Origin of the sequence: Streptomyces sp. NBC_00988 (genome assembly GCF_045162645.1) — a bacterium.
In the GTDB taxonomy this organism is placed as follows: domain Bacteria; phylum Actinomycetota; class Actinomycetes; order Streptomycetales; family Streptomycetaceae; genus Streptomyces.
In genome coordinates this window covers 9647223-9665143 of the sequence record NZ_CP108730.1, presented here as the reverse complement: position 1 = coordinate 9665143, position 17921 = coordinate 9647223, and the positions used below count along the sequence as shown (strand labels likewise).

Genomic DNA, 17921 nt, shown 5'->3' with positions numbered 1-17921 from the left:
CTTCGGACGCCTGGCCCCGTGCCCCCTTCATCGCCAGGCCCCGCAGCACCTCGGCCATGTCTTCCGCAAGGCCCCGCGGCCCCTCCACCGCCAAGTGCGGCTCCGCCTCCGGCGTTTCATCCGCCGAGCCCCGCAGCACCTCCGGCGCTCCTCCCGCCGACGCCACGTCCGACCCCCGCTCGTCCTCCAACTCCGGCGTCACCTCGGCCCCCTCCGCGGCCTCAGCCCCCCGACGACGCTCCTCGGCACCGTGAACCGCCCCCTCGCCCCGCCCCACACCCCCCGTCACCCCGGCCTCCGCAACGACACCAGGTCGGACAGGTCCCGGTCCGACAGCTCGGTCAACGACGACTCTCCGGAGCCGAGGATCGCGTCCGCCAGCGCCCGCTTGGCTTCGAGCATTTCGGCGATGCGGTCCTCGACCGTGCCCTCGGTGATGAGGCGGTGGACCTGGACGGGCTGGGTCTGGCCGATGCGGTAGGCGCGGTCGGTGGCCTGTTCCTCGACGGCCGGGTTCCACCAGCGGTCGAAGTGGACGACGTGGCCCGCCCGGGTGAGGTTGAGGCCGGTGCCCGCCGCCTTCAGGGAGAGGATCAGGACCGGGGTCGTGCCCGCCTGGAAGCGGTCCACCATGCGCTCCCGCTCCGGGACCGGTGTGCCGCCGTGGAGCAGTTCGACCGGGATCGCGCGGGCCGACAGGTGGGCGGTGATGAGGCGGGCCATGCCGACGTACTGGGTGAAGACGATCGCGGAGCCGTCCTCGGACAGCAGCGTGTCCAACAGCTCGTCCAGCAGGGCGAGTTTGCCGGAGCGGGCGGTGAGGCGGTCTCCGGTGGCCTGGGCTGCCGCGTGGTCCTCCTTCAGGTACAGCGCCGGGTGGTCGCAGATCTGTTTGAGGGAGGTGAGGAGCTTCAGGACGAGGCCGCGGCGGGCGATGCCCTCCGTCGTCTCGATGGCCAGCATCGACTCCCGTACCACCGCCTCGTACAGCGAGGCCTGTTCGCGGGTGAGCGGGACCGGGTGGTCCGTCTCCGTCTTCGGCGGCAGTTCGGGGACGATGCCCGGGTCGGACTTCTTGCGGCGTAGCAGGAACGGCCGGACCAGGCGGGCGAGCCGGGTCACGGCCTCCTCGTCCTCGCCGTTCTCCACCGCGCGCGCGTGCCGGGCGCGGAAGGACTTCAGGGGGCCGAGGAGTCCGGGGGTCGTCCAGTCCAGCAGGGCCCAGAGTTCGGAGAGGTTGTTCTCGACCGGGGTGCCGGTCAGGGCCACGCGCGCGGGGGTCGGGATCGTGCGCAGGGCCTTCGCGGTCGCCGAGTACGGGTTCTTGACGTGCTGTGCCTCGTCCGCGACAACCATGCCCCACGGCTGTTGGGCGAGGGTGGGTGCCGCCGAGCGCATCGTGCCGTACGTCGTGAGGACGAAGCCGCCGGTCAGGTCCTCCAGGGTGCGGTCCGTGCCGTGGAAACGGCGGACGGGGACTCCGGGGGCGAAGCGGATGATCTCCCGCTGCCAGTTGCCCAGGAGTGAGGCGGGGCAGACCACGAGGGTGGGGGCGTGGTGTGCCCGGCGCAGGTGGAGGGCGATGAGGGTGATCGTCTTGCCGAGGCCCATGTCGTCGGCCAGGCAGCCGCCCAGGCCGAGGGAGGTCATGAGGTCGAGCCAGGCCAGGCCCCGGAGTTGGTAGTCCCGGAGGGTGGCGTCCAGACCCTGGGGTGGCTCGGCGGGGTGGATGCCTGCCGTCAAGCGGTCGCGCAGGGTGGCCAACGCGCCGACCGGGACGGCCTCCACCGTCTCACCGTCGACCTCCGCGGTGCCGGTGAGCGCGACGGACAGCGCGTCCACCGGGTCGAGCAGGCCCAGTTCGCGTTTGCGGGCCTTGCGGACGAGGGCCGGGTCGACCAGGACCCACTGGTCCCGCAGCCGTACGACCGGGCGGTGGGCCTCGGCCAGCAGGTCCATCTCGGCCTCGGTGAGCGGGTCGCCGCCGAGCGCCAACTGCCAGCGGAACTGGAGCAGTTCCTCGCTCTCGAAGAAGCCGGTGCCGTCGGTCGCGGAGCCCGGCGCCGACCGCACCACAGCCGCCGCCGTCAGGTCCTGGGCCAGGTCCCGGGGCCAGTGGACGGCGACCCCGGCCGCCGCGAGCCGCGTGGCCGCCATGCCGAGCAGGTCGCCCAACTCCTCCTCGGACAGGGCCAGTACGTCGGGCACGTCCAGCTCGGAGAGACGGTCCAGCGGGGGCCAGACACGCGCGGCCCGGCGTACCGCCAGCGCGGCGTCCACGCGTGCGCGAGGGCCGAAGGCGGTGTCCGCCGTGCCCGCCCACAGGGCCGCCGCGTCGACCACGAGGGTCGGGTCGGCGAGGCTGTGGACCTGGACGATCGCCGCGCCCGCGCTGCGCACCCGACCGCCGTCGTCGTCGAACAGGTCGTACGCCGCCAGGTCCAGGCGGAGCGAGATCCGCACGCCCGCGTCCATGCCGGCGGCGACCTCAGCGGCCCAGTCCTGGGCGTCGCGCAGGCGCTGCGGCGGGCGCGCCGCGAAGGGCATCCCGGAGGTGTACGGCGCCGCCGGGGTGCGGGGCAGGGTGTCCGCGACCGCGTCCAGGAAGGACCGCATCAGCGCTTCCGGCTCGGGCAGCCGCAGCGGGCCCGGGCCGGGCAGCGGGACCGCGTGGCCCTCGTACGGAAGGGCCGCCGCCACCGCGCGGACGTGCGCGATGTCCTCCGGCTCCAGCGGGCCCGCACGCCACGCGTCGTGGCCCGTCGCCGTGAGGCCGGGGAGCAGCCGACCCCTGGCCGCGAGCCGTAGCGCGTGCAGGGCGGCGGCGCCCCAGCAGGCCGTCGCGGGATGGGCGGCGGGGTCGCGGCGGGCGCGCACGAGCAGCGGCAGGGCCGCTTCGATCGGCAGGGTCAGTGCGGGGGCGGACCTGCGGCGGACTACGGTGCCCTGTCGTCGTACGACGGTCAACTCGGTCTGTTCCACGCCCACTTCCGCTTCAGGGAGTGCGCGCTCGCCGTCGGGGTCCCAGAAGGCGATGCGGCCCTCGCGCGGGACGACGGGGGACGGCAGGAAGACCGCGGCCAGTCGTACGGAGATCTGCTCCGTCGGCTCCGTGTCCGTCATACGTCCTGTCACCTCCCGCCCGTCAGTCGTGTCAGCTGTCTTCGACTCTACGGGCGGGGTCTGACAATCGGCCCCGGCGACCGGCCGGGGCCACCTGCTAGGGAACCGTGCGGGAGACGACGTAGACCATGGGGAGCTTGGGGTCGGACAGGTTCACCACGATGTCCTGGGTGGGGGCCGGGTCCTTCTGTTTGTTGACGACGCCCCACCAGGGGCCGGGGCGGGTGAACTTCCAGCCGGTGATCTTCTGGTCGCGGGCGCTGATGGTGATGTCCTTCTTCTTCAGCGTGCCCCGGTCGACGTTTATCCCGGCGAGGAAGGTGTCCAGGCCCGCGTCGGTGGTCTCGAACTGGACGTAGAGGCGGCTGGTCTTCCAGTTGTTGGTCTCGTAGAAGGCGACCTTCTCCGCCGGGTGCGGGACCGGTACCTGGTAGAGGCGCCGCTGGACCTTCGAGGGCCAGCCCACGGTGAGCCCGGTCGCCGAGTACTTGTACTCCTTGTCCTTGCCGCTGTTGCGGCTCTGGTTGGCGGAGATCGCCAGATAGACGGCCGGGACGCCGATGAGCAGCACGATGATGAGCAGGGTGATCGCCCGGCGGCGGGCCTTGTGGCGGGGGTCCTCGGGTGGTCGGGGCGGCTCGTCCCGGGGTACAGCCTGGCGGGGCAGCGATGCGGTCATGCCGTGTCCTGGCTGCCTCGGCGGAACTCCGCGAACCGCTCGTAGCGTTCGTACCGCTCGACCCGGCGGCGCTTGGCGCGGCGGAAGCGGCGGGCGACCAGCCGGGCGAGGTCGGCGGCGCCGACCATGCCGGCCTCGGGGCCGAGCTGGGCGCGCACTATGCGGGCCTCGGGGCGGTAGCCGCGGCCGGTGAGCTGGCGCTTGAACGCGTCCCGCGCGGGGCCGATCAGCAGGTCGTCGGCGGCCGAGACACCGCCGCCGATCACGAAGCAGGACGGGTCGAGGGCGGCGGCGAGGTTGGCGATGCCGACGCCGAGCCACTGGCCGATGTCCTGGAGCAGCTCGATGCACATCGCGTCGCCCTCGCGGGCCAGCTCGGTGATCATCGGGCCGGTGATGTCACCGATCTGTCCCTTGACGTGCTCGATGATCCCGTAGGCCACCGGCGAGTCGGCGAGGGCCAGCTCCTTGGCCTCCCTGACCAGCGCGTTGCCCGAGCTGTACTGCTCCCAGCAGCCGCGGTTGCCGCACGCGCAGCGGTGGCCGCCGGGCACGACCTGCATATGGCCGAACTCGCCGGCGACGCCGTACTTGCCGCGCTTGACCTGGCCGTCCTCCAGGATCGCGCCGCCGATGCCGGTGCCGAGCGTGATCATGACGAGGTGGTCCTCGCCGCGTCCCGCGCCGAAGCGCCACTCGGCCCAGGCGGCGGTGTTCGCGTCGTTGTCCACCAGGACCGGCACGGAGAGCCTGCTCGTGATGCGGTCCCTGAGGGGCTCGTTCCGCCACGACAGGTGGGGCGCGAACAGGACCCGGTTGCGCTCGGCGTCGACCCAGCCGGCCGCGCCGATGCCGACCGCGTGCACGTCGTGCCGGTCGGACAGGTCCAGGACCAGTTCGACGATGGTGTCCTCGACGACCTTGGGGCTCTTGGACTTGTCCGGGGTCTCCGTGCGGAGCTTCTCCAGGATGTTGCCGTCGGCGTCCACGACGCCCGCCATGACCTTGGTGCCACCGATGTCGATGCCGACCGTGGGCACGCGGGGGGCCGTCAGGTGCGAGCGGCGCTCCCTTGTGCCGACCGTCCTGAGTGCGGGGGCACGCCGGGAGCCTATGGGGGCGCTGAAGTTGCCGTAGGTGCTCATCAAGGCCCGATTCTGCCTCACCGTGACCGGGGGTGCTGTGCGGGGGCGTGAAGGGGGTTCGGATCGTTGTTCAGTGCGGGTGCGTCGTGGCTGGTCGCGCCCTGCGGCGGAGCGGCAAATCGACACAGCCCCGCACCTCTTAAGAAGGAGCGTGATGGTGAGTGCCAGCCCATTCTAATTGTCCGGACATTATGACGAACATCGCGGGTGAAACGGGTGCACTCAGGGACGCACCAGGAGCTGGAACTCGAACGAATAGCGGGTCGGGCGATACGTGTGGCTGCCGAACTCCACCGCGCGCCCCGTGTCGTCGAACGTCGTGCGTTGCATGGTGAGCAGTGGGGCGCCCTCGGGCTCGGCGAGCCGCTCGGCCTCCTCCGCCGTGGCGCCGCGGGCGCCGATGGACTGGCGGGCGCTGTGCAGGGTGATGCCGGCGGTGCGCATCATCCGGTACAGGCCGGTGGCCTCCAGCTGCGCGGTGTCCAGGTCGAGGAGGCCGAGCGGGAGGTGGTTGGACAGGTAGGCCATCGGCTCGCCGTGCGCCAGGCGCAGCCGGTCGATGCGGTGCACGTCGCTGTCCTCGGCGACACCAAGTGCCGCCGCGACCTCGGCGGAGGCCGTCACGACGGTGTTGACGAGGACCTTCGTGGCGGGGCGCTGCCCGGCCGCCTCCAGGTCGTCGAAGAGGCTGCTGAGTTCCAGCGGGCGTTTCACCTGGCTGTGCACGACCTGCGTGCCGACGCCCCGGCGGCGCACCAGGAGGCCCTTGTCGACCAGTGACTGGATGGCCTGGCGGACCGTGGGCCGGGACAGGCCGAGCCGGGCCGCCAGTTCGATCTCGTTGCCCAGCAGACTGCCGGGGGTGAGCGAGCCGTGTTCGATCGCGGCCTCCAGCTGCTGGGACAGCTGGAAGTACAACGGCACCGGGCTGCTCCGGTCCACGCTGAGTTCGAGCGGCACTGTCGGGTCCACATCTGGTTTCGGCACGGGGCCGAGCGTAGCTGTGTGAATGGTTGACGGGAAGTGATGTAGTTCGATTGTCCGGACATACGCATTGACAGCGTGGCTGGTCGGCCCCCAGTTTGTTCCCATGCGCATCGGAGTCATCGGTACGGGCCGCATCGGGACCATCCATGCCAGGACCCTCAGCCGTCATCGTGAGGTCGGTTCGCTGATCCTCACGGACGTGGACCCGGCACGGGCCCAGGAGCTGGCGAACCGGCTGGGGGAAACGGCGGCACCGAGCACGGAGGAGATCTTCAAGTGGGGCGTGGACGCCGTGGTGATCACTACGGCGACATCGGCGCACGCCGAGTTGATCGGCAGGGCGGCGCGATCCGGGCTCCCGGTGTTCTGCGAGAAGCCCATCGCGCTCGATCTGCCGGGTTCGCTGCAGGCGATCGCCGAGGTCGAGACGGCGGGAACGATCCTTCAGATGGGGTTCCAGCGCCGGTTCGACGCGGGCTACACGGGCGCCCGGGAGGCGGTGCGCTCGGGGCGGCTGGGACGGCTGCACACGGTCCGCGCGACGACCTCCGACCAGACGCCTCCCCCGGCCGCCTATCTGCCGATCTCCGGCGGGCTGTACCGGGACACCCTGATCCACGACTTCGACATGCTGCGCTGGGTGACCGGGCACGAGGTCGTCGACGTGTACGCGACCGGTTCGGACGCCGGTCCCGCGATGTTCCGCGAGGCCGGTGACATCGACACGGCCGCGGCGGTCCTCACCCTGGACGACGGCACGCTGGCCACGACGACGGCGGCGCGCCTGAACGGGGCGGGCTACGACGTCCGGATGGAGTTGGCCGGAGAACTCGACCAGGTCGTCGTCGGCCTGGACGACCGCACGCCGATCGCGTCCACCGAGCCGACCGGCCCGCCGGCCGCGACCAAGCCGTGGACCGGCTTCCTGGAGCGCTTCGGGCCCGCCTACGAGGCCGAGTTGATCGCCTTCGTGGAGGTCGTCGTCGGCCAGCGCACCAACCCGTGCGACGGCCGCGAGGCCCTGCAGGCGCTGCGGATCGCCGAGGCCTGCGAAGTGTCCAGACGCGAACACAGACCGGTCCGCCTCGCGGAGATCGCGGGCAGCTTCCCCTACAGCTGAGCCGTCGTGTCGTAGTCGGTGATACCTCCTCAGCCCCTTCAGAGGACGCTCACGTACGGACCGCCAGCACCGTCCCCTGGGCCACCGCGCAGAGGGACTCCGTGCCGTCGTCGGCGACCGCGAGGACGTCGCAGCGGACCACGGCCTGGCGGCGGCCGGCCTGGACGACCTCCGCGTGGGCGCGCAGGGTGCGGCCGGTGGCCGGGCGGACGTACTGGATGGACAGGCCGCCGGTGAGGACCGCGGGGCCGAGTGCCGTGCCGCCGGCGAAGGTGAGCGCGTTGTCGGCGGCGTAGGCGAGGACTCCGCCGTGCACGAAGCCGTTCTGCTGGCGGAGGTCCTCCCTGATGTCGATCTCCAGCGTCGCGACACCGTCCCCGAAGGCACTCAGCCGCGCGCCGATCAGCCTGCTGAACGGCTGACTCTCCAGCGCCTTCCGAGCCATGGTCAGATCGAATTCGGCGAACTCGGCGCTTGCGGTCACGAGGGCGGTCCTCCTACGGGATCCATGACTTTCACGGCAGTTACGACTGCCGCGACTTCAACGACCGCTGCGGCTACGGCAGTTGCTGCCGAGGTTGCTGCTGCTACGGCCTTCAGGGCTCCGCCGTTGCCACGGCCGCCCCGTGCAGCCGTTCTACCAGCGCATCGGCAGGGCGCGCATCCCGCGCATCAGCATGCCCGGGAGCCAGTCGCCGGGCGGGCCGTCCAGGGTGAGGGCGGGGGCGCGCTCCAGCAGGGTGCGTATCGCCGTGCGGGCTTCGAGGCGGGCCAAGGGGGCGCCGAGGCAGTAGTGGATGCCGTGGCCGAAGGCGAGGTGGCCGCGGGTGTCGCGGCGGATGTCGAAACGGTCCGGGGCGGGGAAACGGTGCCCGTCGCGGTCGGCGGCGGTCAGGCCGACCATGACCGGATCGCCCCGCTCCACCGAGGTGCCGGCGATCTCCAGGTGCTCCGCGGCGAACCGGAACGTGCCGTTCTCCACCGGGCCCTCGTAGCGCAGCATCTCCTCGATCGCGCCGTCGAGCAGGGTCAGGTCGGCGCGCAGGGCGGCGAGTTGGTCCGGGTGGGTGAGCAGGGCGTGGATGCCGCTGGTGAGGAGGTTGACGGTCGTCTCGTGGCCGGCGACGAGCAGGATGAAGGCCATGCCCCGCAGTTCCTGCGGGGAGAGCCGGTCGCCGTCCTCGGCCGTGGTGCGGATCAGGTCGCTGAGCAGGTCGTCGCTCGGGCCCGCGCACCGCTTGTCCTCGATCAGGTCGGCGAGATACTCGGCGAGCCGTACGAACGCGTCGTACTCGGTGCCCGAACTGGTGGGCGCGACCGCCTCCGTGGACAGCTTGCGGAACTCCGCGCGGTCCATCTCGGGCACGCCCAGAAGCTCGCCGATCACGGTGATCGGCAGCGGGTAGGAGAGCGACTCGACGAGGTCCGCGCGGCCGGACGGCAGCATCGCGTCGAGCAGGTCGTCGGTGATCCGCTGGACGCGCGGGCGCAGTTCCTCGACCCGGCGCATGGTGAACGTGCGGCTGATCAGCCCGCGCAGGCGGGTGTGCTGCGGCGGGTCGGCGGCCAGGAGGTACTTGCCGATCAGCTCCTCGTCGAGGAACGTCACCCCGATCTTGCCGCCGTCCTTGGCCAGCCGCGGGTCCGTGAGCGCCGAGCGCGCCTCCTCGTACCCCACGACCAGCCAGGTCACGTGGTGCGCGTCCGGCGCCGGCAGCCGTACGCGGTGCACCGGACCCGACTTCCGCAGCATGGCGTACACCCGATGCGGGTCCCGCCGGAACGCCTCGCCGAACTCCCCCAGATCGATCACTTCGGTCATGCCTGTCCCCTCCGGGTCGATCCCCCGAGATCTCCCAGTGCAGTGGGAACGGACGACGGCAGCCGCTAGTGCCCGCTCTCCCCGTCCTCTTCGAGCAGACCCGCGTCATACGCCAACAGGGCGATCTGCACACGGTTGTTGAGGTCCAGCTTGGCCAGGATGCGGGAGACGTGGGTCTTGACGGTGGCGACGCTCATGAAGAGGCCGGTGGCGATCTCGGCGTTGGCGAGGCCCTGGCCGACGGCCACGGCGACCTCGCGTTCGCGGTCCCCCAGGGCGGCGATGCGTGCACGCGCGCGTGCCCGACGGGTGTCGGTGGCGGTGCCGGCCGCGTGGTCCATCAACTGGCGGGTGACCGCGGGCGACAGCACGGGATCGCCGGCCGCGACCCGGCGTACGGCGTCGAGGATCTCGGCGGGCGGGGTGTCCTTGAGGACGAAGCCGGCGGCGCCCGCGCGGAGGGCCCGTAGCACCTGTTCGTCGGCATGGAAGGTGGTGAGGACGACGATCTGGGGCGCGTCGCCGCGGGCACGCAACCGCTCCGTCGCCGTCAGCCCGTCGACCGACGGCATACGGATGTCCATGAGGACGACGTCCGGGTGGACACGGTCGACGAGTTCCTCGACCTCACTGCCGTCGGCGGCCTCGCCGACGATCTCGATGTCGGCGGCGCCGCCCATCATGAAGGACAGCCCGGCCCGCACCAGCGGGTCGTCGTCGACAAGGAGCAGTCTGATCGCAGTCATGGGGCTACGTAACCACGGCTCCGCGGCGGGCGGTCGCGCGGTCTGCGGTGCCGGTCCGGGTGGGGCGCCCAAGGAGACGTGCGCGCGTTCTTGGGCGCCTACGCCGAGGCGGGCGGCCATGCCGTCGACACCGCGAGCGGCCACCGCGGCGGCGCGAGCGGGATGATCCTCGGGGAACGGCTCCGGGGCGGCGGGACGGCCGTGCGACCGGTGCTCCACGGCAACGCCCCGGACACCCTGGTCCGGCTGCTGTCCCGCGCCAACACGTCGGCGGAGCCTACGAGTTGACCAGGGTCCGGGTGAGCGGTGCCGGAGCGGACCGGGCCGCGCGGCGCGCACTCCCCCACCGCGCTCCCTGAGCGACCCCCATCCTCCTTGCCCAGTACGGGAGTTACCCGTGGCACCGAACGGGACTCACCCCCAGGGCAGCCACGCCCGCACCCGGAATCCGCCGCTCTCCTCCGGCCCGTGTTCCAGTCGTCCGCCCGCCAGCGTCGCCCGCTCGGTCAGGCCGATCAACCCCTGGCCGGAGCCGGGGACATGGGGCACCTCACCCTCCGGGGGCGGGTTGTGCACGGCGATCACCAGGCCGTCGCCCGGGGTGCCGGTGACCGTCACCGTGACCTCCGTGCCCGGGGCGTGTTTGCGGGCGTTGGTGAGGGCTTCCTGGGCGATGCGGTAGGCGGTGCGGCCGACCGAGGCGGGGACCGCGGCGGGGTCGGTGACCCGGTTGGCGAGGGTGACCTTCATGCCGGCCTCGCGGGACTCCGTGACCAGCGCGTCCAGGGCGCCGAGCGTGGGCTGCGGGCGGCCCGTGTCGTCGGGCTCGCCCGCGCGCAGGACGCCGATGATCTCCCGCAGGTCCTGGAGGGCCTCGTGGGCGCTCTCCCGGATGACACCGGCCGCCCGCGCGACCTCCTCGCGGGGCGCGTCCGGGCGGAACTCCAGCGCGCCCGCGTGCACGCTCAGCAGGGTCAGCCGGTGCGCGAGCACGTCGTGCATCTCGCGCGCGATGGCCTCGCGGGCGAGCCGCTGGGCCTGCTCGGCCCGCAGCTCCGCCTCCGTCTCGGCGCGCCGGGCACGGTCGCGCAGGCTCAGCATGAGCTGCCGCTTGGAGCGGACGAACATGCCCCAGCCGATGACGGTGAGGGTGAGCAGTTCGGTGAACACGACCGCGCCGGCGTACGGCAGGTCGGGGTCCGGGCGCAGCCAGAAGAACAGCGGGGCCAGGGCGAGTTGGACGCCGCCGATCCAGGCGACGTAGCGGAAGGGGCGGTGCACGGCGAGTGTGAACACGGCGACCATGGCGGCGCCGCCCGCCGTGTTCGACACGAAGCCGACGGGGATCATCGCGACCGCGAGACCGAGCGGCCAACGGCGGCGCAGCCACACCGCGCCGCAGGCGAGGACCCCGAAGAACTGGTCCACGACGGCGAGGGAGTGCGGGGTCGCGGTGTCGCTGTCGAGGGTCTGCGCGGCGGCGAGTCCGATGCCCACGGCCAGCAGGAAGCAGCAGGTGTCGACGACCCAGTCGCGTGCGGTACGGCGGGGCCGTCCGCGCCGTGCGGCGTCGGGATCGAGTTCGTGGGCAAGGGCGGACGGCAGCAGCCATCGGCGCCCCGCGAACGCCTGCGGTACCTGCGCGGTCCTGTCTCCGGTCACGGTCGACAAATCTATGCGGCACCGGGCCCGGTCACCCACCCCGTGCGGGGGAACGGCGACCAAAGTCGCGCCATCACAGACTTTCGGCGGACATGCCTCGCCCCGCGGCCCATGTTCGTGGGGGGAGCCGCGGGGCGAGGGGCGAGCAGTGGTGCAGCTGGTCGTCGACTCAGCAGTCGAAGTCGATCAGGTCGAACGTGACGTAGTGGTCCGCGGTGTAGTAGTCCTCCTGGGTCTCCTCACCGGTGATGATCCGACGCGCTCCGCGCGTAGACGAACCCGGCGTCTTGACCGTGTACTCGTGGTAGTAGCCGGTCGACTGGCTCGGCAGGATGCCTTCCTGGTTGCGGAAGACGGTGCCGTCCTGCGAGTAGGGGAAGGGGCCGTTCGACGCGATCAGGTCGAGCGTGTCGTAGGCCTGCGAGGGCAGGTCGCTGTAGCAGATGCTGCCGACCGAGCTGGCAGCGGCGTCCGCCGTGGTGGCGGAGACGGTGCCGCCCACGACGAGGGCGGACAGGAGAGCGGCTGCGGCTCCGATGCGAGTGACGCGTGGGGGGAATCTCATGGCTCCATGATGACGCGCGTAGACAGTGGCATGTCAATGACAACTCTGCAGATTTTCCCGTCAAGTCCGATGAGTTTTCCGGGAGTTAACGTGCGGCCCCGCGCCCCCACGCGGTCCCCACAAGTACGAGCACGCCGCCTGCCAGCCCGAACGCGCCGAGCCGTTCGCCGCCGAGAACAATGCCGGCCGCGGCGGCCCACAGCGGCTCGGTGCCGAGCAGCAGGCTGACACGGGAGGGGGAGGTCCGGCGTACGGCCCACATCTGTACGAAGAAGGCGAACAGGGTGCAGAACACGGACAGGAACAGCAGCCCGGCCCACTCGCGTGGCCCGAAGTCGGCGGCCGTTTCCCACGGTGTGGTGTCGGCGCCGGTCGACAGGATCGCGAACACCGCGACGGCGGTGGCGAGTTGGACGGTGGTCAGGGGCAGCGCGTCGGCGCCCTGGACCGACCTGGTGCGGGACATGGCGAGGACGTGCAGGGTGCGGGCCAGCGCCGCGAGCAGCATGAGGAGGTCACCGAGGGAGGGGCGGGAGAGGCCGGCGCCCTGGGTCAGCAGCAGCACGCCGAGCACGGAGAGGGCTGCCGCGCCGAGGAAGGCGCGGGAGGGCCGGACGCGGGTCACGGCGGCCTCGGCGAGCGGGGTGAAGATCATGGTGAGGCTGATGATCAGGCCCGCGTTGGTCGCCGAGGTGTGGACGACGCCGTAGGTCTCCAGGAGGAAGATCCCGGCGAGGATCAGCCCGAGCAGCCCCGCGCCGCGCCACTGGGCGGCCGTGAGAGCGCCCAGCGAGCGGTGGCCCACGACCGCCAGGACGGGCAGCACCAGGGCGAAGCGCAGGACCAGGACGGCGAGGACCGTGCGGGCCGTGGTGATGTCCTTGGACGCGAGATAGCTGGCGCCCCAGACCACCGCGACCAGCAGGACGGGCAGGTCGGTGAGCCAGGCCCGGCGGGACAGGGCGGTGCGCGGTACGGCGATCGAGGACATGGGGGCGGCTCTCCCGGTCTCCAGCGAAGGGGTGGAGACATCGGCGGCTGCCACACGGAACGATCACCGTACCGGCGCGGCCCCCGGCTGACTAGGCGCTTTCCGCATCGGCGTCCGCGTACGAGCCGTAGGCCGGGCGGCCCGCCAGGTCGTACGACTGGATGGAGACGCCGGTGCTGGTGATGCGCCCGCCCGTGTGCCGGAAGGCCATGGGCTCGGTGCCCTCGGGGAACAGGCGCAGGCCGCTGCCGAGCACGACCGGGAAGGTCACCAGGTGGAGCGTGTCGACGAGGCCGAGCGCGAGGAGGGACCGGACGAGGGCGCCGCTGCCGTGCACCTGGAGTTCGCCCTCGGTGCGCTCCTTGAGGTCGGTGACCTCCTTGGCGAGATCGCCACTGAGGACAGTCGTGCCGGCCCAGGAGGGGTCGGTGACGGTCGACGAGGCGACGTACTTCGGCAGCGCGTTCAGCTTGGAGGCGATCGGGTCGGCGGGGTCGGTCTTGTCCGGCCAGTACCCGGCGAAGATGTCGTACGTACGACGGCCGAGCAGATAGGCGCCGGAGCGGTCGAAGACCTCGACCACGAACCGGCCGAAGTCGTCGTCGCCGTAGACGAAACTCCAGCCGCCGTGCTCGAAGCCGCCGCGGGTGTCCTCCTCGGGGCCGCCCGGGCCCTGGTAGACGCCGTCGAGGGTGACGAAGAGAGTGGAGACGAGCTTGCCCATGTCGGGTGCCTGCTTCCTGCTGCGGGAGCGGATGGTGTCATCAGCTCAGACCCCGCGGGCCCCCGCAACTCATCGGTCCTCGCTACGGCATCTCCCGGTTTCCGCTACGGCTTCTCACCCGGCGTGGGTCGAGAACATGCCGCCCGTCGGGCCCTGCTTGTCGCCGCCCTGGGCCTTCTTCAGGGCGTTGGCGAGGCTCTCGATGGTGAGGGACTGCAGGATGACCCTGCCGTTGCCCTCCAGGGTGGCCAGGGACAGGCCCTCGCCGCCGAACACGGCGTTCATCAGGCCCTGGCGGTTGAGGCCGCCGATGCGCTGGACGCCGTACTGGACGCCCTCCTCGAAGGCGACGAGGCAGCCGGTGTCGACCTCGATGCGGCCGCCGAAGTCGGCCGGGTTCAGGTCGATGAAGTTGCCCGCGCCGGCGATGATCACCGTGCCCTGGCCGGTGAACTTCTCCAGGACGAAGCCCTCGCCGCCGCTCATGCCGGTGCGGCCGCCCTGGAAGGCGATGCCGAACTGGACGGTGGACTCGGCGGCCACGAAGGCGTCCTTCTCCGCGAACCACGCGCGCGTGCCGTCGAGCTCCAGGGCGCGCATCTCCCCGGGGAGCACGCCCGCGAAGCCGACGGTGCCCTCGCCGCCCTGGGAGGTGAAGTACTGGAACGCCAGCGACTCACCCGCGAGCGCGCGCTGGCCGACCTGCATGGCCGTCCCCATGGCCTGCCGGAGCATGCCGCCCATACCGCCACCGCCCGAGCCGCCGCCCTGTTGCTGGCCGCCGCTCGACGGTCCGCCGAGGCGGGTCTCCATGGTCACGTTCGTCGTCTTGAAGAGGAACTTGCCGGCCTCGCAGTACACGGTCTGGCCGGGGTTCAGGTTGACGACCGCCATCTGCATGGCGTTGCCGACGATCTCTTGCTGAAGGGTCACGAGGGGAGAACGCCGGAGGTGGCGGAATCAGTTCCGGCCGCGCGAGGTCGGCGTCCGTTCGCCGCCAGCACGCCTGTGCGGCGACCGCTGGGATGGGACCCATGACAACGACATACGGAACCCTGAACGGCAAGGTCGCCCTGGTCACCGGCGGCAGCCGCGGCATCGGTGCGGCGACGGCGCTGCGGCTGGCGCGGGACGGCGCGGACGTGGCCGTCACCTACGTGGACGGCAAGGAGGCGGCCGAGGACGTCGTGGGGCGGATCGAGGCGCTGGGACGGCGGGCCGTGGCCCTGCGGGCCGACTCCGCGGACGCCGCCGAGGCGGCAGGGGCGGTGGACCGTACAGCGGAGGCGCTGGGCGGGCTCGACGTGCTGGTGAACAACGTGGGGGTGGGGCTGCTCGGCCCGCTGGACGGGCTGTCCCTCGCCGACGTGGACCGGGTCCTGGCGGTGAACGTCCGCGGGGTGTTTCTGACCTCGCAGGCGGCTGCCGCGCGGATGGCGTCCGGCGGCCGGATCATCACGGTCGGCACCTGTATGACACAGCGGGTGCCGGGTCCTGGCGGAACCCTCTACGCGACGAGCAAGTCAGCGCTGATCGGGCTGACGAAGGCGCTCGCCCGTGAGCTGGGCGAACGCGGGATCACGGCGAACATCGTGCACCCGGGTCCGACGGACACCGACATGAACCCGGCGGACGGGCCGTACGCGGCGGGCCAGGCGGCCATGACGGCGTTGGGACGGTTCGGGACGGCGGACGAGGTGGCGTCGATGGTCGCGTATCTGGTGGGGGCGGACTACGTCACGGGGGCGGAGTTCGCGGTGGACGGCGGACATTCGGCCTGAGGAACGCGTGAGGCGCACCGGTGTCGTCGAGCCGGTGCGCCTCACGCGCGTGTGCGTCAGCCGCCCAGCTCCTGGTGCCTCGCCGCCAGCGTCGCCGCCCCCTGCTCCGTGAGCGAGCCGAACAGCCGCAAGCGCGAGATCCCACCATCGGGATAGATGTCCACGCGTGCGTGCGCGGCGATCGCCGGGGTCGGGAGGACGAAGCGGTGGTTCGTGTCGGGCTGGAGGCGGGTGCGCGGGAGGATCTCCGTCCAGTCGCCGGTCTCGCCGTCCCGTACCGATACCGATGCCCAGCCCGCGCTGTTGCCCTTCAGGTACGCCGTGTCGATCTCCACGGCGCGGATCTGGGACTGGGCGGCCAGGCGGTAGCTGATCCAGTCGTTGCCCTGGTCGCGGCGGCGGCGGGTTTCCCAGCCGTCGTCCATCTTGCGGGAGCGGCCGGGCTGGATGGTGTTGCTCGCGGGTGAGTAGAAGAGGTTGGAGGCGTCCTCGGCGGAGCCGCCGTTCTCCAGGGCGACCACGTCGAACGTGCCCAGCGCCGCGAGCCAGTTGGGGTCGGGGACGACCTCGCCGTAGACCCGGAGGCGCGCGATGCCCCCGTCGGGGTGCTGGTTGACGCGGAGGTGGGTGAAGCGTTGTTCGGTGGATATGGCGAAGCCGTTCGCCGCGTGGCCGCCCACCGGCGTGCGCGGGACCAAGGGCGTCCACTTCACGTCGTCGGCGAGCAGGTCCTCGGGGGACGGGGAGCCCGGGAGCGAGGTGCCCTCCACCGACACCGCCTGCGGGTAGTTGCCACGGAAGTGGGCCGTGTCGACCACGATGCCCCTGATGACTCCCGGTGCGCCCAGGCGGACAAGGGCCCAGTCGTGGTCCTCCGCCGTCGGCCAGGGGTGGTCCGCCGAGGCGCCGCGACGGCGGCGGGTCTCCCAGCCGTCCATGATCTTGCCCTTGTGGCCGAAGTGCTCGGGGTCGAACTCGGCGGGCCCGGGCACGAGGAGGTTCTCGCGCTCGGCGAAGAACTCGTCGTTGGCGGCGATGACACCGGCGCCGAGCTGCCGGTCGGCGAGGTTGGCGTACTGGGTGAAGGGGAAGTCGGCCGTGCGGTAGTCCGCGTACGGGTCACCGCCTCCGTAGGGGTTCGCGTCGCCGGTGAAACTCGGAATCGCCGTCACTGCTGTGTCTGCCTTTCAGGAGTGGGCCGCTGCGGGTGCGGGGGGGTGAATCAGGGGGTACGGACCAGGAGTTGTCCCTTCGGGTCGGTGAACTCGCCGTCCAGCACGATGCGTTCGCCACGCAGCCAGGTCGACTTCACGACGCCGCTGAGGGTCTTTCCGGCGTACGCCGTGACGCGGTTGCGGTGCTGGAGGGCCGCCGGGTCCACGGTGAACGTCTCGTCGGGGGCGAGGACCGCGAAGTCGGCGTCGCGGCCCGCCTCGATGGCGCCCTTCTGGTCAAGTCCCGCCAGCTCGGCTGTACTTGAGGACATCCAGCGGACCACGTCCGCCAGGTCGTGGCCCCGCTTGCGTGCCTCCGTCCACACTGCCGCGAGGCTCAACTGGAGGCCGGAGATGCCGCCCCACGCGGTGGCGAAGTCGTCGGTCTTCAGGTCGGCCGTCGATGGGGAGTGGTCCGTGACGACGCAGTCGATCGTGCCGTCGGCCAGCGCCTGCCACAGCAGGTCCTGGTTGGCGGACTCACGGATCGGCGGGCAGCACTTGAACTCGCTTGCGCCGTCCGGGACTTCCTCCGCCGTGAGGGTCAAGTAGTGGGGGCACGTCTCCACCGTGATGCGGACGCCCTCGGCCTTGGCGGCGGCGATGAGTGGGAGCGCGTCGGACGAGGACAGGTGCAGGACGTGTACGCGCGCGTTGAGGCGCTTCGCCTGCGCGATCAGCCCCGCGATGGCCGTGTCCTCGGCGTCGCGCGGGCGGCTCGCGAGGAAATCGGCGTACTTGGGGCCGCCCTGCTGCGGGGCCGCTTCGAGGTGATGCGGGTCCTCCGCGTGCACGATGAGCAGGCCGTCGAAACCGGCGATCTCGGCCAGGGACAGGGCGAGTTGGTCCTGGTCCAGGTGCGGGAACTCGTCCACGCCGGACGGGGACAGGAACGCCTTGAAGCCGAAGACGCCGGCGTCGTGCAGCGGGCGCAGGTCCTTGACGTTGTCGGGCAGGGCGCCGCCCCAGAAACCGACGTCCATGTGGGCCTTCTCCGCGGCGACTTGCTGCTTCGTACGGAGGTTGTCGACCGTCGTCGTCGGCGGGAGGGAGTTGAGCGGCATGTCGATCAGGGTGGTGATGCCGCCGGCCGCCGCCGCGCGCGTGGCGGTCCAGAAGCCCTCCCAGTGGGTGCGGCCGGGGTCGTTCACATGCACATGGGTGTCGACCAGACCGGGCAGCAGGACGTCGTCGCCGAAGTCCTCGAACCGTGCCCCGGGCGGGACTTGGGCGTCGTACGGGAGGACGGCCGTGATCTTTCCCCCGGCGACCGCGACCGCCGCCGCGCGTGTCCCCTCGGGAGTGATGACACGTGTGGAGCGCACCACCAGTTCAGCGTCGGACACCCGGACCCCTCTCTCT

At 71.7% G+C, this 17921-nt stretch carries 17 protein-coding genes; 3 read left to right on the top strand and 14 right to left on the bottom strand.

Annotation, left to right across the window (positions count from 1 at the left end):
- Window positions 1-285: 285 nt before the first annotated feature.
- The 4 genes from OG496_RS43850 to OG496_RS43835 all read right to left on the bottom strand — a co-directional run bounded on the left by OG496_RS43850 (window position 286) and on the right by OG496_RS43835 (window position 5907).
- Window positions 286-3123, bottom strand: coding sequence for a DEAD/DEAH box helicase (locus OG496_RS43850; RefSeq protein ID WP_405974807.1), 2838 nt, complete (start codon window positions 3121-3123; stop codon window positions 286-288).
- 97 nt (window positions 3124-3220) lie between these two features.
- Window positions 3221-3802, bottom strand: a complete 582-nt coding sequence (locus tag OG496_RS43845; RefSeq protein WP_405974806.1) for a sugar kinase — start codon at window positions 3800-3802, stop codon at window positions 3221-3223.
- Window positions 3799-4947, bottom strand: a complete 1149-nt coding sequence (locus tag OG496_RS43840; protein WP_366493802.1) for an ROK family glucokinase — start codon at window positions 4945-4947, stop codon at window positions 3799-3801. The genes OG496_RS43845 and OG496_RS43840 overlap by 4 nt, the downstream gene beginning before the upstream one ends.
- A gap of 222 nt (window positions 4948-5169) precedes the next feature.
- Window positions 5170-5907, bottom strand: a complete 738-nt coding sequence (locus OG496_RS43835) for a GntR family transcriptional regulator (RefSeq protein WP_366493928.1) — start codon at window positions 5905-5907, stop codon at window positions 5170-5172.
- A 130-nt stretch (window positions 5908-6037) separates the two neighbouring features.
- On the opposite strand from OG496_RS43835, the gene OG496_RS43830 reads away from it, so the two are divergent.
- Window positions 6038-7054 carry a Gfo/Idh/MocA family oxidoreductase gene (locus tag OG496_RS43830; RefSeq protein WP_366493803.1) on the top strand — a complete coding sequence of 339 codons (1017 nt, stop codon included), beginning with the start codon at window positions 6038-6040 and terminating at the stop codon, window positions 7052-7054.
- Window positions 7055-7103: 49 nt separating this feature from the next.
- Here the strand turns inward: OG496_RS43830 and OG496_RS43825 are convergent, their stop codons facing one another.
- The 3 genes from OG496_RS43825 to OG496_RS43815 form a co-directional block, all read right to left on the bottom strand.
- The gene (locus OG496_RS43825; protein ID WP_405976826.1) at window positions 7104-7499 is read right to left on the bottom strand and encodes a PaaI family thioesterase; all 396 of its coding nucleotides are present in this window, start codon (window positions 7497-7499) and stop codon (window positions 7104-7106) included.
- Window positions 7500-7691: 192 nt separating this feature from the next.
- The gene (locus OG496_RS43820) at window positions 7692-8876 is read right to left on the bottom strand and encodes a cytochrome P450 (RefSeq protein WP_405974805.1); all 1185 of its coding nucleotides are present in this window, start codon (window positions 8874-8876) and stop codon (window positions 7692-7694) included.
- Between the two features lie 65 nt (window positions 8877-8941).
- Entirely contained in the window at window positions 8942-9622 is a 681-nt protein-coding gene (locus OG496_RS43815; protein WP_405974804.1) for a response regulator, read from the bottom strand.
- 78 nt (window positions 9623-9700) lie between these two features.
- Here OG496_RS43815 and OG496_RS43810 point away from each other — a divergent pair, with 78 nt between their 5' ends.
- On the top strand, window positions 9701-9910 hold the full coding sequence (locus OG496_RS43810) for a hypothetical protein (RefSeq protein ID WP_405974803.1): 210 nt from the start codon (window positions 9701-9703) through the stop codon (window positions 9908-9910).
- Window positions 9911-10036: 126 nt separating this feature from the next.
- Here the strand turns inward: OG496_RS43810 and OG496_RS43805 are convergent, their stop codons facing one another.
- The 5 genes from OG496_RS43805 to OG496_RS43785 all read right to left on the bottom strand — a co-directional run bounded on the left by OG496_RS43805 (window position 10037) and on the right by OG496_RS43785 (window position 14497).
- Window positions 10037-11293 (bottom strand): histidine kinase, encoded by a 1257-nt coding sequence (locus tag OG496_RS43805; RefSeq protein ID WP_405974802.1) that lies wholly within the window; start codon window positions 11291-11293, stop codon window positions 10037-10039.
- A 160-nt stretch (window positions 11294-11453) separates the two neighbouring features.
- Window positions 11454-11849, bottom strand: a complete 396-nt coding sequence (locus OG496_RS43800; protein WP_366493808.1) for a ribonuclease domain-containing protein — start codon at window positions 11847-11849, stop codon at window positions 11454-11456.
- A gap of 85 nt (window positions 11850-11934) precedes the next feature.
- Entirely contained in the window at window positions 11935-12840 is a 906-nt protein-coding gene (locus tag OG496_RS43795; RefSeq protein ID WP_405976825.1) for a DMT family transporter, read from the bottom strand.
- Between the two features lie 91 nt (window positions 12841-12931).
- Window positions 12932-13564, bottom strand: a complete 633-nt coding sequence (locus OG496_RS43790) for a dihydrofolate reductase family protein (protein WP_405974801.1) — start codon at window positions 13562-13564, stop codon at window positions 12932-12934.
- 114 nt (window positions 13565-13678) lie between these two features.
- Window positions 13679-14497 carry an AIM24 family protein gene (locus tag OG496_RS43785; protein ID WP_366493810.1) on the bottom strand — a complete coding sequence of 273 codons (819 nt, stop codon included), beginning with the start codon at window positions 14495-14497 and terminating at the stop codon, window positions 13679-13681.
- A 92-nt stretch (window positions 14498-14589) separates the two neighbouring features.
- Between OG496_RS43785 and OG496_RS43780 the strand changes: the two genes are divergently transcribed.
- Window positions 14590-15345: an SDR family oxidoreductase gene (locus OG496_RS43780; protein WP_405974800.1), complete on the top strand. Its 756-nt coding sequence runs from the start codon at window positions 14590-14592 to the stop codon at window positions 15343-15345.
- A gap of 56 nt (window positions 15346-15401) precedes the next feature.
- Here OG496_RS43780 and alc read toward each other — a convergent pair whose 3' ends face one another.
- The gene (alc, locus tag OG496_RS43775) at window positions 15402-16517 is read right to left on the bottom strand and encodes an allantoicase (protein WP_405974799.1); all 1116 of its coding nucleotides are present in this window, start codon (window positions 16515-16517) and stop codon (window positions 15402-15404) included.
- Window positions 16518-16567: 50 nt separating this feature from the next.
- Window positions 16568-17905 carry an allantoinase AllB gene (gene allB / locus OG496_RS43770; RefSeq protein ID WP_405974798.1) on the bottom strand — a complete coding sequence of 446 codons (1338 nt, stop codon included), beginning with the start codon at window positions 17903-17905 and terminating at the stop codon, window positions 16568-16570.
- Window positions 17906-17921 lie beyond the last annotated feature (16 nt).